The 14868-nt window shown below is 43.2% G+C and carries 12 protein-coding genes; 4 read left to right on the top strand and 8 right to left on the bottom strand.

Annotation, left to right across the window (positions count from 1 at the left end; all coding sequences use genetic code 11):
- Window positions 1-27 precede the first annotated feature (27 nt).
- Window positions 28-2784, bottom strand: a complete 2757-nt coding sequence (locus AC1IR0_RS05925; protein ID WP_409653739.1) for an autotransporter assembly complex protein TamA — start codon at window positions 2782-2784, stop codon at window positions 28-30.
- Window positions 2785-2958: 174 nt separating this feature from the next.
- Here AC1IR0_RS05925 and AC1IR0_RS05930 point away from each other — a divergent pair, with 174 nt between their 5' ends.
- Both AC1IR0_RS05930 and coq7 read left to right on the top strand, forming a co-directional pair.
- Window positions 2959-4278: an MFS transporter gene (locus tag AC1IR0_RS05930; protein WP_479741229.1), complete on the top strand. Its 1320-nt coding sequence runs from the start codon at window positions 2959-2961 to the stop codon at window positions 4276-4278.
- Window positions 4279-4281: 3 nt separating this feature from the next.
- The gene (gene coq7, locus AC1IR0_RS05935) at window positions 4282-4917 is read left to right on the top strand and encodes a 2-polyprenyl-3-methyl-6-methoxy-1,4-benzoquinone monooxygenase (protein WP_409653733.1); all 636 of its coding nucleotides are present in this window, start codon (window positions 4282-4284) and stop codon (window positions 4915-4917) included.
- A gap of 146 nt (window positions 4918-5063) precedes the next feature.
- Here the strand turns inward: coq7 and AC1IR0_RS05940 are convergent, their stop codons facing one another.
- Window positions 5064-5765 (bottom strand): DUF1003 domain-containing protein, encoded by a 702-nt coding sequence (locus AC1IR0_RS05940; RefSeq protein WP_409653730.1) that lies wholly within the window; start codon window positions 5763-5765, stop codon window positions 5064-5066.
- A gap of 282 nt (window positions 5766-6047) precedes the next feature.
- Between AC1IR0_RS05940 and AC1IR0_RS05945 the strand changes: the two genes are divergently transcribed.
- Window positions 6048-6749 (top strand): VIT1/CCC1 transporter family protein, encoded by a 702-nt coding sequence (locus AC1IR0_RS05945; protein ID WP_005097209.1) that lies wholly within the window; start codon window positions 6048-6050, stop codon window positions 6747-6749.
- Window positions 6750-7342: 593 nt separating this feature from the next.
- Here the strand turns inward: AC1IR0_RS05945 and AC1IR0_RS05950 are convergent.
- From AC1IR0_RS05950 to AC1IR0_RS05965, 4 genes are all read right to left on the bottom strand, one after another.
- Window positions 7343-7780, bottom strand: a complete 438-nt coding sequence (locus AC1IR0_RS05950) for a 2-amino-4-hydroxy-6-hydroxymethyldihydropteridine diphosphokinase (protein WP_409653727.1) — start codon at window positions 7778-7780, stop codon at window positions 7343-7345.
- Window positions 7737-8117 carry a dihydroneopterin aldolase gene (folB, locus tag AC1IR0_RS05955; protein ID WP_004645388.1) on the bottom strand — a complete coding sequence of 127 codons (381 nt, stop codon included), beginning with the start codon at window positions 8115-8117 and terminating at the stop codon, window positions 7737-7739. Before folB ends, AC1IR0_RS05950 begins: the two co-directional genes overlap by 44 nt.
- Window positions 8118-8246: 129 nt before the next feature.
- Window positions 8247-9545, bottom strand: coding sequence for an ABC1 kinase family protein (locus AC1IR0_RS05960; protein ID WP_004278767.1), 1299 nt, complete (start codon window positions 9543-9545; stop codon window positions 8247-8249).
- Window positions 9546-9602: 57 nt separating this feature from the next.
- The gene (locus AC1IR0_RS05965; RefSeq protein WP_216986630.1) at window positions 9603-10373 is read right to left on the bottom strand and encodes a HesA/MoeB/ThiF family protein; all 771 of its coding nucleotides are present in this window, start codon (window positions 10371-10373) and stop codon (window positions 9603-9605) included.
- Between the two features lie 484 nt (window positions 10374-10857).
- On the opposite strand from AC1IR0_RS05965, the gene AC1IR0_RS05970 reads away from it, so the two are divergent.
- The gene (locus AC1IR0_RS05970; protein ID WP_005247254.1) at window positions 10858-11388 is read left to right on the top strand and encodes a pyridoxamine 5'-phosphate oxidase family protein; all 531 of its coding nucleotides are present in this window, start codon (window positions 10858-10860) and stop codon (window positions 11386-11388) included.
- 268 nt (window positions 11389-11656) lie between these two features.
- Here the strand turns inward: AC1IR0_RS05970 and AC1IR0_RS05975 are convergent, their stop codons facing one another.
- Both AC1IR0_RS05975 and AC1IR0_RS05980 read right to left on the bottom strand, forming a co-directional pair.
- The gene (locus AC1IR0_RS05975) at window positions 11657-13303 is read right to left on the bottom strand and encodes an AMP-binding protein (RefSeq protein WP_409653722.1); all 1647 of its coding nucleotides are present in this window, start codon (window positions 13301-13303) and stop codon (window positions 11657-11659) included.
- A gap of 269 nt (window positions 13304-13572) precedes the next feature.
- Window positions 13573-14709 (bottom strand): acyl-CoA dehydrogenase family protein, encoded by a 1137-nt coding sequence (locus tag AC1IR0_RS05980; protein ID WP_409653719.1) that lies wholly within the window; start codon window positions 14707-14709, stop codon window positions 13573-13575.
- Window positions 14710-14868 lie beyond the last annotated feature (159 nt).

Here is a 14868-nt window from a genome sequence, read left to right on the forward strand (position 1 = left end):
CAAATAACTATTTTTTAAAATGATGTTTTATAACTGCGATCCAATAAAGAAATGTAAACGAATCGGATAATTGTCATCAGACAGTCCAGTCGCAACATCTATACGTATTGGCCCAATCGGTGAAGCCCAACGTACACCCACACCCGCGCCATATTCGGTCGGATTACTGAATTCTTTATTATAGGCATTTCCGGCATCTGCAAAGACCGCAGCACGCCAGCCTTCCTTAAACTGATAATTATATTCTAATGAAGCCACGCCCAAGGCCTGCCCGCCCACTTTAAAGCCGTCAATTTCCGGAGAAAGGCTCTTGTAGTCAAAACCGCGGATACTCTGGTCACCACCGGTGAAATATCTCAGGTTATACGGTACTTTGGCAAAATCTTGAGTAAAAATATAACCCGCGTCGGCACGCCCAACAAACTGATGGTCTGCATTTTCACCCAATGAATAGATAAAACGCCAGCCCGCATTCACAATGGCCATATCTGCATCGGAGAGTAAAGCCTCACTGCCCAGTTCAATCTTATAGGTCTGTTTGAAGCCTTTGGTTGGGTTGACCCGACGATCGCTCTCGGTACGTGAGACTTCATAACCGACTAATAGGGATTGCTGCTCATCTTCGGTATTAAAGCGAAAAGCTTCAGGAATCTGGTTAAAGTCGACAGAACCATCCTGCTTCAAGCGATCCAGACGATAACGTGCGCCGAAAGTCCGTTGCCAGCTACCACGTGGATTTTTGATAATCCGGTCTGCACCTAAGACTGCCGATTCAATCAACAGGCCTTCACCCTGTGCGACACCTTCACGCTCTTCACGCTCATACCCCCCCACAATACTGACATAGTCATTCAGCGGATGGTGATAGGGAATGTTATAACGTCCATCAATGGATTGGCGGATACCTGATAGCTCCATGTTGGCATCAAACGAATGTCCACGCTTGTTCACAATGGCACGACGATATTGACCACGTAAACGGATATCGGTATCTGTGCCATAACCCAGACCCACTTCAGCACTGTTTAAACGGTCTGCATTTAAAGTCACAATCACTGGAATCTTTTTCTCTTCCCGTGCCTGTACTTTTAAACGATCCTGTTCATTCTCTTTGGTTTGCTGCTCAACCCGCAAAGTTCTTAAATTTGCACTTTCCTGATCGCGGCTACCGGCAAACTGGTCTTCATCTACGACATTCTGGGTTACCTCCTGAGAAGAGGATACTGAGCGAGCTGGTTGCATCGTAGCAGCCTGATCTTCAGTCCGTTTCTGTTCTTCAATCAGGCTTTGAATATCGGGTGCCAGTTCCAGCTCTTTATCGAGCGGATCGGGGCGAATCGCATCCACCAGGGTATAGTTGAAATAGCGTGAGTTGGTCAGGTTATTGGCCAGGCTATTCACCCGCCAGAAGGTATAATCTGCACCATCTGTCCAGGGAACCAGACTTTCCAGTACGTCTCGGTCCAGCGGAAATTCCTTTTCAGGATCGCTCATTCTGAACTCGACATTGCCTAATTTATAACGTTCACCCGTTTCAAAACGCAGGTTCACATCTGCAGTGTTTTGTGGCTGGGCAATCTTTACATCATGCAGACGCCAGAATGAATCAAAATAACCGTTGTTATTGGCTGCAGTAGTAATGCGTGTCTTGGTTTTTTCATAATTGCCATGGTTGAAAATATCGCCTTCTTCCTGTTCAGGTAAAAGACTGATGACCTGGAATTGTGGCTGTTCGGCGCCCTCTCCAGTAAATTCAATATTTTGACTGCTGATCAGCACAGGTTCATTTGGGGTCACAAAAACCCGAACCCGACTGTCAGAGATTTTTTCAAACCTGAACTGGGCATTATAATAACCCACTGCCTGCGCTGCCTGTCTGGACAAGGTACGTAATTGCGGCAATGCTGAATTAAAGTCGCCAAAAGACTCCTGGGTAAAACTGGATAATTTGGCTTTGACATTATTTCTTAAATTTAAATGGCCTTCAGGTACATCTTTACGATTCAGCATACCGTTGCTTTGCGCCACACCTTCCCCATTCATGATCACCACATCGGCACTAATGCGAGGAACTCTTGCGGTCATGATCTGTCGTGGAGGACGGATTTTATAAAATAGCCGTTTGAACAGATTCGGACGTTTATCATCCTCAGCAACCAGCTGACCCGGCACTTCTGGCAAGGTCAATCCGGCTTCATTATTTTGCACAATAATCTGGCTGTCTGCCTGAATCGATTGCATCAACTGATCGACATTAACCGGCGCCTGATTGATTTCCAGCAGTTCTTGCTGGCTGATATCGGCCACCACCGTTTCGCTGGTCTGAGTATTGCGATAGTTTTGTGCTTCCTGTTTGGCTTGCTCGGCTACCTGGTAAATTTCATTGGCCATGTTCTGATCAATAATCTGTACTGGCAGATCTTCCAGATCATCAAACTCAATCGGTGTAAATTCACCCAGACCAGATCCTGCATTTTGCTGTTGTTCCAGCATCAACATACTGTCAACTGGCACTTCCGGTTCCAAGGCTTCTTCGATTTTTTCTTCTGCTTCCGTTTCGGACGTGGCCACACCCTGACGAATCGCTTCTTTGGATAGCTCGTCCACCATTTCTGCCTGAGAAATGGCCACAGGTGTTTCGGGCTGTTCGGTTTGTGCCATGCTCTGATGGGATAACATCATAAAAAAGATGCTCATACACAGCTGCATACCACTATGCTGTGGTATGAGAGGCCCCATACTGCGATTTAGCATCGTTTTTTTAAAATTTTTCTTTGCAGGCATAGCAAACTCTAAACGAATACATTCTTTAATTGATTATTTGACCGAAAAATATAAGCTAAGGAGCTTAATTAATTGGTTTTTACCTTTACATGGCTGAAAGTATCTTACATGATTTTTCTCAATGTTTACGCATAACTGACATTTCTTAATAAAACTTAATGTAGCACGGCCTATATGAACAAAAATGAACATTTGTTAGCTTCTCGGCGCTTTTTACCGATGTTTCTGACGCAGTTTTTTGGTGCATTAAACGATAATGTATTTAAACAGGCATTACTGCTGGTCATCACTTATGGCTGGATTCAACAGCAATCGGCCAGCATCAGCACTTTAAATAATCTGGCGGCTTTACTGTTTATCTTGCCCTATTTTATTTTTTCAGCCACTGCCGGTCAGATTGCCGACAAATACGAACGTTCACAGCTGATTCGCTATCTCAAGCTTCTGGAAATTGTCATCATGCTGCTGGGAACTATCGGTTTCCTGCTGGGCAATTTATGGATTCTGTTATTTGCCCTGTTCCTGATGGGCACCCAGTCGACTTTCTTTGGTCCGATCAAATATGCCATTTTACCTGAAGTCCTGAAACCGAATGAACTGATGTCCGGCAATGCCCTGTTTCAGTCCGGAACTTCTCTGGCAATCCTGTTCGGTATGATTCTGGGCGGTGCAGTCATTGCAGCTTCCGCTGGCAACCTGATCTGGATCAGTTTAACCATCATCAGCATCGCCTTGATTGGTTATATATCCAGTCGCTATATCCTTAAACAAAGCATTCCCGCACCTGAGCTGCAAATTGACTGGAATTTTTTTCGCACCAGCTTACAGACCTTGAAATATGCCAAAGGCTTACCTTTAGTTTTTACCATTTTACTGGGCAATTCATGGTACTGGTTTTATGGTGCCACCTATCTGACCCAGATTCCTCAGCTGACATTACAAAATCTGCATGCATCTGAAAATGTCGCCAGTCTCCTCTTAACCTTTTTTTCTGTCGGAATTGGTCTGGGTTCATACTTATGCCGTAAAATTGGCGGCAGTCAGGTCAACATTAAGATGGTGCCTTTTGGCGCGATCGGTCTGGTGGTCTTTGCCCTGTATCTGGCCGCGAGTCTGGCCTTTGTTCCAGAACGTACAGGTGCATTAATCGGCCTGGCAGATGTCTTTCAGCAAGGCTGGAGCTATTACCATGTGATGCTGGCTGTCACCTTACTCGGAATTAGCGGCGGTTTTTATATCGTACCGCTGTATGCCATGATGCAGGCGCATTCTCCCCGCTCACATCGTGCGCGTGTGGTTGCAGCAAATAACATTCTGAATGCCGTTTTCATGGTATCTTCTGCTATATTTTCAATTATTATTTTGAGTGTTTTAGAGCTTGATCTTAAAATACTTTTTTGTATTATCGCAGTATTGAGTGGCCTGTTTACTCTCTGGCTACTTTACCGCCTGAAACCGATGATCAAAACTGCAAAAGCGCCCTTGGAGGATTAATTCATGCGTCAATATACAGGTCTCGATAAACTGATTCATTCTTTTGACCAGGCATTACGCAGTCTAGTCCCGGGTACGACTTCAGCACAACGTGAAAACCCGGCCCAACCGGTAGAAACGCAGTTAACGGTCAGTGATGCACGTCATGTGGCAGGTTTAATGCGGGTCAATCATAGTGGTGAAGTCTGTGCACAGGCGCTGTACCATGGTCAGGCGATGACGGCAAAACTCCCGAATGTACGTCGCGAAATGGAACAGGCAGCGATTGAAGAACAGGATCATCTGGCTTGGTGTGAAGACCGCTTAAAAGAACTGGATAGCCATACCAGTCTGCTCAATCCGGTCTGGTACGGTCTTTCTTTCGGTATGGGAGCGATTGCTGGGATCGCAGGCGATAAATACAGTCTGGGTTTTGTGGCTGAAACAGAACGTCAAGTCAGCATGCATTTGCAACATCATATTAGCCAGTTGCCGCCGCAGGATGAACGTTCTCGTCGTATTCTGGAACAGATGAATGAAGATGAACTGCATCATCGGGATACAGCGTTAAATGCTGGCGGTGTAGATCTACCCGTTCCAGTCAAGATCGCCATGACAGGCATTTCCAAACTCATGACTAAAACCAGCTATTTTTTTTAAATCACACTATTTTAATTTTAGCCCACTCAAAAGTGGGCTTTTTAATATGGGTCAAATCTTGAGCAAGATAATATTAACTCAAGGCATATGGCGATCTTATTACTTATAAGCTCTATAAAATAATAGAGATTCCCCCACAGTATCCTTTAATCTTTTTTGCTCATTTCAGAAAGCAGGTCTAGCTGGATTTCCTGGATTTGCGCCAGCCGCTCCCATTGATGCAACAGCAGATGATCTAATTTTTCATGCAAGTGTTGGATTTCCAGCTCGGCTTTTAAATTGATCTGATAATCATTTTGCGAACGTAAGCGGTCTTTTGCTTCCTGTCTGTTCTGGCTCATCATAATAATAGGTGCCTGAATCGCCGCAAGACAGGACAGGATTAAATTCAACAGAATAAAAGGATAAGGATCAGCAGGTCGTGTCACCATCACCACAGTATTTATCGTAATCCACAGGCCTAAGAAGATTGCAAAACAAATCAAAAAGGTCCAGCTTCCACCAAAAGTTGCAATTTTATCGGCGAGCCTTTCTCCCAAGGTCCACTTTTGCTCTAAGGTCGTTTCCACATTTTTGGTGATCAGTTCATGCTGATGCATGCTATCAATCACTTCAAACTCAAGATCAGTTACTTCACCCTTTTCCGAACTTAATAATGAATGTACATACTGTATGCGATACTGGGTTAAATCTGCCTGGCAAATATAATCTTGCGGTGTCCAGCTTGGAATATCCCTGGCGATCTCTTCGGTAATGACTTTTCTGACTGTTCCCATCGGGGTGAGATTTTTCAGAAGAAAGTGCTTGCCGCATACCAAGCATTTATGGCTTTCATGTTTTTCTTTCATGATAATTCTCTTTTTAAACCAACTCACTCAGCTATTATTTTGTTCGATATGTTTGATTTGCTTTAGTCATTTTTACCATTCGTAAATCAATTATGTATCAAGTGCGTCTGATTTCTTGAAATTATGAATCTCACTTCGATTTTATCTTGGATTGATAAAAGGCTAAGCCAAGCGCACGATGAGCTGATCATTCAAGATAATTTTCAGATCGATTCAATCCTACTATCTATACATGACTTAAATTTAATATAATCATGATGATAATAAAAAAGGGGCTTCATTGTGCGCCATTCATACCATCTTGAAAAACATTATATCGAACGCGCGGGCTGGCTTCGTGCAGCTGTACTGGGGGCAAATGACGGAATTATTTCGGTCACCAGTCTGGTGGTGGGTATTGCAGCCAGTGGAGCATCCACAGAAATTTTATTGGTGACCTGTGTTGCCGGATTGATTTCTGGAGCCGCATCAATGGCGGCCGGTGAATATATTTCGGTTAAATCCCAGCAAGACATTGAAACTAATGATCTACTCATGGAAGAGCGCGAACTGCAACGCCATCCCACGCATGAGTTAAATGAGCTCAAAACGATTTATATACAACGAGGTCTGGAACCCGCTTTGGCACAACAGGTCGCTGAACAGCTGACCGACCATAATGCCTTGGATGCCCATGCCCGGGATGAAATTGGTATTTCAGCACATACCTCTGCCCAACCCTTTCTCGCTGCCTTTTCTTCGGCTATGGCATTTACGGTAGGTTCATTATTTCCTTTAATTTCAATCATGATTTTACCGGAACACTATCTGGATAAAGGTGTCATGCTGATTGGTGTTTTAAGCTTGGGGATGATGGGTGCACTGGCAAGCTATGCCGGTGGAGTAAGTGTCTGGAGAGGCGCAGTTCGGGTCATGCTCTGGGGAATTATCGCCATGTTATTCAGTGCATGGATCGGATCATTATTTAATGTGTCTGTTGCCTAAATATGTGTTTATTTTTTAGTTAGACACAGAATAGGATTGGGCGGTTCTTCTATTAACATCACTGAAAAATGTTTTTTCAAAAACTAGCGGCTCTAACAAAACTTGAGTTTAATTAATATATGTTCGGTTTTAATTTAGATAATTAAAACCAAAGATCTATGCCTGAGAGGTATTGTTATGGAAACTACGATCATTCTTGCCATCTTGGCGATCATTATCGTGTTGCTGATCATTTTTTATAACAAGAAAAAGTGAAAGAGCGATGATGCATTTTTACTGCTTTGAGGGTTTTTACTGATCTTAAAATAAATTCCAGAGCTTTAAATCAATCAAATATTAATTTCCCGTCGGAAAACCATGAAATCCCCATTGGATCACATAAAGAATCCCAAGGATTAAAATCACCGAAACCAAGATTTCTAATATTTTCATTTTTAAATGAGCTCTATACTTAAGCACCTCATCTTATCTGAATTTTTCTTTTCATCTAAAACAAAAAATTGAATCATAAAAAAAGCCTGATCTTGTTTGATCAGGCTGGTTAATCATTCTTACTGGATAAAATTTATGAGCAAAAAATTAGGTGATTTGATTTAAATCAGCTGTTCAACTGTTGGGAAGCTATGTCGTCCATGCTCGAACATGGCATCATGCCAGATATCAAACATGGGCACTTTCACATCCAGAGCCAAGGGCAACTTTTTTTCATTAAACTGCATATGTTGAAGATCTAATCCCCAGGCAATCAAATCAACATCCAAACTAATCTGATGAGATGGACGCACTCTCCCTGATGCCTGTTCCAGCTGTTTGAGCAGCTCAATCAGGCCTTCACTAGACACCGAACTTCGCAATAAACACGCTGCATTCCAGTAATCTGCGCCGATGCCATCGCGGCAAGGAATCATATAAATGGGAGAAAACTGAACTTCTCCCCATTCGGAAATACGTTGCTGTGCAGCTTGAAAATGTTGCTGAGGATGACAATTACTCGCTAATGCTAGGGCGAAAATCGTTTCGGTGGCGTTCAAGACGTATCCCTACAGAATTGGCTTGCGCGATAATGGCAGGCTTACGGATCGTAATATTAATCGATTCAATTGCTGTAAAGGTAGTAAAAAGTGCATTCAGCACTAACTTTGCTGCATGTTCAATCAATTCAGGCTTGGCATCTTGAATGACTTTGCTGGAAATCTCACAAATTTCTGCATAATTCAGTGTATCTGCAAGTGCATCTGAGTTTGATGCCTGTTCTAAATCGGTTTGAATGGTCAAATCCAGCATTAGAGGCTGAATAATTTGACGCTCCCAGTTAAAGCAGCCCACGACTGTCTCAACCTTTAAACCTTCAATAATAATGGCGTCCATTGGATTGCTCGAGAATTTAATACTGACCACATCCCCCTCAAGCTCCTTTACAAAGGGAGGAGCTTTTAAAGTCCCCCTTTTAAAAGGGGGATTTAGGGGGATTTTTCCAAGTCTAGATAGGGTTTAAGATTAATGCTTTAACAGCAGATTCGGATCCATGCTTTGCACCATTTGCAAACGCTGATCGGCATATATGTCGGTATACGGCGCCAGAATACGCATGAAACGGTCGAAATACAGCATTTGCTTGAACAACAAGGCAAAGTCACGCGGGAACCGGATCCCGTGACGCTCACCCACAGCCACCATATCCATCATGATATCGTTCAGGTCAGCAGGATTCGACGTTAACAATTCCTGTGGATCTGCCATCAACACGCCACTGAATAAACGCTCTAGATCAGCAGCCAAAACTTTGGTGTCTATCTGCACAGCGGTCATACCCATTTTCAGCATGTTTTGCGCCATCAGCTCATAATTGGTATGTTGCAATGAATCCATAAATGCCATACAGGCAGTCCATACTTCAGGCTTGAGCTGACCGACAATACCGAAATCAATAAAACCGACACGGCCATCTTCAAGTAGCATCAGGTTGCCTGCATGCAGATCGGCATGGAAACTGTTACACATCATCAAGCTGCCAAACCAGGTATTCATCGCAGTGATAAGTACTTGAGATGGATCTTTGGATACTTTTTTGACCACTTCAAAATCTGTCAAAGGCACACCGTATAAACGCTGCATGGTGAGCACACGACGGGTCGAATATTGATGATAAACCTTCGGCGCAGTGGCTGCCTGATTGTTGGTGATATTCAGGTAATTAACGAAATCATCCAGATTCTGGGCTTCTTCAATGAAATCAACTTCACGTACCATACGGGTTTTGATTTCTTCGACAATGTCAGCCAGTGAAGCAAACTTGACTTTAGGGACTGCTTTTTCCAGTAACTTGGTTGCCCAATGTAGGACGTTCAAGTCAGTGTACAAAATGGTCTCTACACCCGGTTTTTGTACCTTAATCACCACATCTTCGCCAGACACCAATTTGGCCGCATGCACCTGTGCAATAGATGCAGAGGCTAATGGGGTTTCGTCAATTGATGCAAAGATTTCATCCAGATTACGTCCTGCAAATTCAGAAGCCAACACTTGCTGAATATAGCTAAACGGCAAGCGTGGTGTCTGATCCAGACAACCCTGAAATTCTTCAACGTATTCACGTGGAAACAGTGACGGTGTGCTGGCAATAAACTGACCCAGCTTGATATAAGTTGAACCTAAGGATTCAAAAGTTTCACGCATCAGTTTGGCATTGCTCGGCTTTTCAGTGGCATATTTAAAGCCCGCCTTTGCCGCAACGACTGCTGTTTCTCCCATACGGGCAACTGAACGTATTCCATCTAACCAGATATTGTTTTTCATAATGTCTTAGGAAAAATTAATTAAACGCAGTGTAGCAAAAAAATTCACTTTGCAGGCTTATCTTGCCTGACAGATTGGGCAATCTGTATCTTTTTCGAAAGCAAGAATCCGCTGTTTAAAGCTCAGCCCATCCCACAACAACAGCTTTTGTCGAAGTGGTATCTGACCTAATCCCAGATATAACAAGGCATGATGTGCCTGTAAGCTGGCCATCACATTCGGTGTGGTGGCCAGTACACCGGAATCTGCACAGCGCAGACTTTCATCGGCCTGATTTTCTGGCGGAAACAGGCAGGCATAACAGGCGGAATCCCCTTCGACCATAAATAGCTGACCTTGCAAGCCAATCGCAGAAGCACTCAATAAGGGCACATTTAGCTCCACGCAAATCTGATTGACCAGATAGCGTGTGGTAAACTGGTCACAGCCATCTAGCACCAGATCCTGATGCTCAATCAAGTGCGCTGCATTCTCAGCCGTTAAGGCCTGATTCACATATTCAACTTGTACGTTAGGATTAACCTGACTCAGTCTTTTGGCCAGAGTTTCTGCCTTATAAAATCCAATATCCTGCGGCATAAATGCCAGTTGTCGCTGTAAATTACTCATCTCGATGGTATCTGGATCGATCAGGGTGATTTTCCCTACACCTGCGCGCGCCAGAAGTTCTGCCAGTGCACAGCCAATTCCGCCACAACCAATAATACAGACATTAGAAAATTTCAGTCGCTCCTGCGCGTCAATATCCCAGCCATCCAGAAGAATCTGACGGCTATACAGATGCAGTTCAGCATCGGTGAGTTCGAATTCTGGGGATATGGCATCCATGTTAAATGTAGACAACGTCTTTCCTTGTTTCGAAAATTTTTAACAATGATCGCAAAAATTAGCTTTACTGAATTCTTTAAGGACTGATAAATCTCTGGAATATCAATCTCACATTCAATTCACAGCACATCAATAAATGGTTCGGCCATCGTTGATGGCAACTAGCATATCAGCTAAACGCTCGGTATCAAGATGCAGCGGCTATGGCTTGGCAAGATTTTTTGAATCACCTCAATTCAATGGTTCCGGCAAACAGCTTTTTCTAACTTATAAAAGGTGTCAGACCTGAAGTTTTTAAAATCTTTGTTATTAAATTTCCCTGTAAATCGAGCTGTCTTGTTTAGCAATTCTGTAGTCTCTGCCTATATTTGAGTATGAAAATGTATGAGTTCAGTGAGACCTAAGGCATCTGTCTCTAAATATGATTAATCTGAAAATACCAAGCAATCTTTTCAGCTTTCATAAAATCGTATGGAGAACATACATGACCGAGCATAACAATACTCAACATGATAATCGTGAAAAATTATGGGAATTGATCAAGGATGTTCGTTACACCATGATCAGCCATTTAACCGACACACATGAAATACACTCCCAGCCGATGACCATGCTGAACTCCGAGCAGATGAATGAACGTCAAAACTTATATTTCATCCTGCGTAACACCAATGATCTGGTCAAAGCAGCAGAAACAGGCCGTGGTCAGATTGGTCTGTCTTTTGCAAAACCATCAGATGGTATTTACGTGTCGATTAGTGCACATGCCCAGATCAGTACTGACCGCATTCTGATTGAACAGTTGTGGAATCCGTGGGCAGAAAACTGGTTTGAAGGCAAAGATGATCCTACCGTACGGGTATTGATTGCTGAAGCAATCAGCGCAGAATATTGGAATGTGACAGACAACAAAGTCACCCAGCTTTTTAAAGCCTTAAAAGGCGGCGTAACTGGTGAAGCGGGCGAACCGCATGCAGAACATCAAAAAGTGAATCTACAAAGTAATATCTGGTAATGAATGAGATTTAGCCTCTTGAAATTAAGAGGCTAATTTTTTGATATATTTAATTTTAAATATCAATGTAATTCCACTGTAATGACATAAAAAATTATAATTTTTGCTTGCCTTAATCTGCTCTCTTAAAAATATAAGCTTGGGAAAATCAGCTCAATATCTGACTAAAATTTAAGTAGAAGATTTATTTCCTAAAAAACCAAAAGGCTGACATGGCAACCTTTTAGCATTCAATCAAAAAACTAATTTGAGAAACTAACTAACTAAATTAACTGACTCGCTTCATCTCTTGGACTTTGGCTATTTCCTGCTGTTTGAGTAAATTGCGCTGAATTTTGCCGCTCGATGTTTTAGGCAAAGCTTCTACAAACTCAATCTCTTTCGGATAGGCATGTTTGGATAAGCGTGAACGTACATAACTTTGCAGTTTCAACATTAAATCTTCAGTAGCAGGATAAGCCGATTTAAGCACTACAAAGGCTTTCACAATTTCTGTTCGTTCTGGATCTGGCTTTCCAACGACTGCGGATTCAAGCACTTCCTCACATTCAAGCAAGGTACTTTCTACATCAAAAGGCCCAACCCGATAGCCCGAGGTTGTAATGACATCGTCTGCACGCCCAATAAAATCAATACCGCCATATTCATTCAGCTTCACGGTATCACCAGTGAGATAATACTGCCCGACAAATGACTTGCGGTTATGCCCTGCATAGCCTTCAAACCACATCAACGGTGAAGCTGCACAGTCAATTGCCAAGGTTCCAATCCCGCCTTTTTCTACTTCCTGATGTTCTTTGTCCAATACAGCAAAACGATGCCCAGGAATAGCAAAACCGGCTGAACCAACTTTTTTATAATGCTCCAAGCCATGATGATTGGCGATCACCATACCCAGTTCAGTCTGTCCATATTGATCATAAATATTCACATTTAAATCATGATTAAACCACTGAATCACTTCAGGCGTGAGCGGCTCACCTGCACTGCTTACCACGCGTAAATGTGAACTGATGCCTGCATCAAATTTTTCTTTAAAGCCAAAGAACATGCGAAATGCGGTTGGCGAACCGGTAAGGTTGCTGACCTGATATTTTTGAATGATTTGTACGGCGTTATCGACACTAAAGCCACGTTCATCCATGATGATGCTGTGCCCTAAACTCAACGGCCCTGCAATACCATAATACAGTCCATACGCCCAGCCCGGATCTGCCAGATTCCAGAAGAAATCTTCATCTCGCAGATCTACAGCGTGCAGCATATAACCTTTAAAGGCCAATAACGCTTTTAAAGGCACAGGAACCGATTTTGCTAAGCCTGTCGTACCTGAAGTAAACATCATTAGAAAAATATCATTAAACTGGCAATTTACCGGTTCAAACTCTTCCGGTTGTTGCTGTAAGGCTATCCAGAAGTCCGCATCTTGATAATCATCTGCTGCTGCCTGATGCACAGTCAGAATATTAGGAACATTGAGATCATGGAGTTTCAGTCGCTGCTCTTCATCAGTAACGATCAACTGGCTGCCAGCGGTACTGATACGATGTTCAATGGCTTTGCTTTCAAAGGCAGTAAATAAAGGTTGATAAATGGCACCGATACGCCAGGTGGCCAATATGGTAATTAAGAGTGCTGGCGTTCTTGGCAGCAATCCTGCAATACAGTCACCGGCTTTTAAACCCAGAGAATGCATATAATTGGCCAGCTGTCCTGAAGCTACGGCCAGCTGTTCAAAGGTCCACTGCTCTGCATCTCCGTTTTTGCCTTCCCAATTCAGTGCAGTTCGGTTTTGACCCAGGTAGCGACCACAGCATTCGGTATACGCATTGATGTTCTCTGCATTTCCAACCAGATGTTCCTGAACCATATTTTCAAAATTAAAATCAGCATATGCCTGCTCTAGTGTCTTCATGACGACAACCTCTTTCCTATTGTATTTTTCAGGCGACCTTGCCTGAGTTTGTCCATTTGTATTTGTTGTTCCTGCTGATTCCATCAGCATACTTTTTTCAAATCTGCATTCATGCCCTAGGACTAGAACATGGATAAGGCTTATTTTTCGATTATTCGTACTGTATGTCTTTAGATCATCATGTTCAGTTGAATCCTGCAATTTCCATATCCATCAATGTAAGTGCAGGATTTGAACATCAATCAAAGTCTGTTTTTTTAATTTAACAATCAGCGTTGACACACTTCACGTGCAATCACCAGTCGTTGAATATCTGATGCACCTTCATAAATCTGGCTCACTCGCACATCACGATAAATTCGCTCGACCGGAAAATCAGAGACATAACCGTAGCCACCATGAATCTGGATCGCATCCGAGCAGACTCTTTCTGCAATAGTCGATGCAAACAGTTTTGCCATCGATGCTTCTTTTAAACACGCCAAGCCTGCATCTTTTAATGTTGCAGCATGCAAAACGAGCTGACGTGCGGCTTCAATTTGTGTCGCCATATCTGCAAGCCTGAACGCCACAGCCTGATGTTGCACAATTTCTACACCAAAGGCTTTACGGTCATTGGCATATTCCACTGCAGCATCCAGTGCAGCCCGAGCCATACCGACAGATTGTGCCGCAATGCCGATCCGACCCGATTCAAGGTTCGACAAGGCAATTTTATAACCTTCACCCTCCTGACCTAGCAAGTTGGCAGCAGGAATCCGGCAGTTATCCAGAACGATGGTCGCGGTATCAGAACAATGCTGACCCATTTTCTCTTCTAGGCGTGACACGATATAACCCGGTGCATCGGTCGGCACCAGAAAACATGAAATACCTTTTTTCCCTGCGGATTTATCGGTCACAGCAAAGACTAGTGCAATCTGTGCATGTTTACCTGTCGTGATAAACTGCTTGGTGCCATTTAACACCCATTCATCGCCATCACGTTCGGCTTTACATTCCAGCGAGCTGGCATCCGAACCGGCCTGAGGTTCTGTCAAACAGAAACAGCCGAGCCATTCACCTGTTGCCAGTTTGGTGAGATATTTCTGTTTTTGTTCCTCTGTGCCATAACGCTGAGTAATGCCACAAGGCAAAGAATTCTGCACACTGACAATCGTCGAGATTGCACCATCACCTGCGGCAATTTCCTCAAGCGCCAAGACCAGTGACACATAATCCAGACCTGCACCGCCCCATTCTTCAGCCACTGTCATACCCAATGCGCCAAGCTCACCGAGTTCTTTAAGTTCTTGTGCTGGGAATTGTGCCGTTTTGTCGCGTAAGGCCGCTGTCGGTTTCAGTTTCTGCTGCGAATAATTGCGCATCATGTCCTGAATCATTTTTTGTTCATCATTTAAAATCACGGGTATTTCCCTTCTTTATTTTTTATATCCAGCATCAGCAAAGAATTTTTAATTTTCAAAATCTGATGTTTTTTTGGATGTATTCGGCAAATTCAGCATGCAACTTTCCCTGACACGTCATTGCCATTTTGATGAGTCAAAGAAAGTGTGTTTATTTAA

Source organism: Acinetobacter sp. 129952 (genome assembly GCF_056642055.1).

Bases quoted from the DNA above. Each gene is read 5' to 3' on its own strand.
- coq7 (WP_409653733.1), top strand. From the start codon at position 4,282: ATGCGTCAATATACAGGTCTCGATAAACTGATTCATTCTTTTGACCAG.
- AC1IR0_RS05940 (WP_409653730.1), bottom strand. From the start codon at position 5,765: ATGAAAGAAAAACATGAAAGCCATAAATGCTTGGTATGCGGCAAGCAC.
- AC1IR0_RS05925 (WP_409653739.1), bottom strand. From the start codon at position 2,784: ATGCCTGCAAAGAAAAATTTTAAAAAAACGATGCTAAATCGCAGTATG.
- AC1IR0_RS05965 (WP_216986630.1), bottom strand. From the start codon at position 10,373: ATGGATGCCATATCCCCAGAATTCGAACTCACCGATGCTGAACTGCAT.
- AC1IR0_RS05960 (WP_004278767.1), bottom strand. From the start codon at position 9,545: ATGAAAAACAATATCTGGTTAGATGGAATACGTTCAGTTGCCCGTATG.
- AC1IR0_RS05930 (WP_479741229.1), top strand. From the start codon at position 2,959: ATGAACAAAAATGAACATTTGTTAGCTTCTCGGCGCTTTTTACCGATG.
- AC1IR0_RS05970 (WP_005247254.1), top strand. From the start codon at position 10,858: ATGACCGAGCATAACAATACTCAACATGATAATCGTGAAAAATTATGG.
- AC1IR0_RS05975 (WP_409653722.1), bottom strand. From the start codon at position 13,303: ATGAAGACACTAGAGCAGGCATATGCTGATTTTAATTTTGAAAATATG.
- folB (WP_004645388.1), bottom strand. From the start codon at position 8,117: ATGGACGCCATTATTATTGAAGGTTTAAAGGTTGAGACAGTCGTGGGC.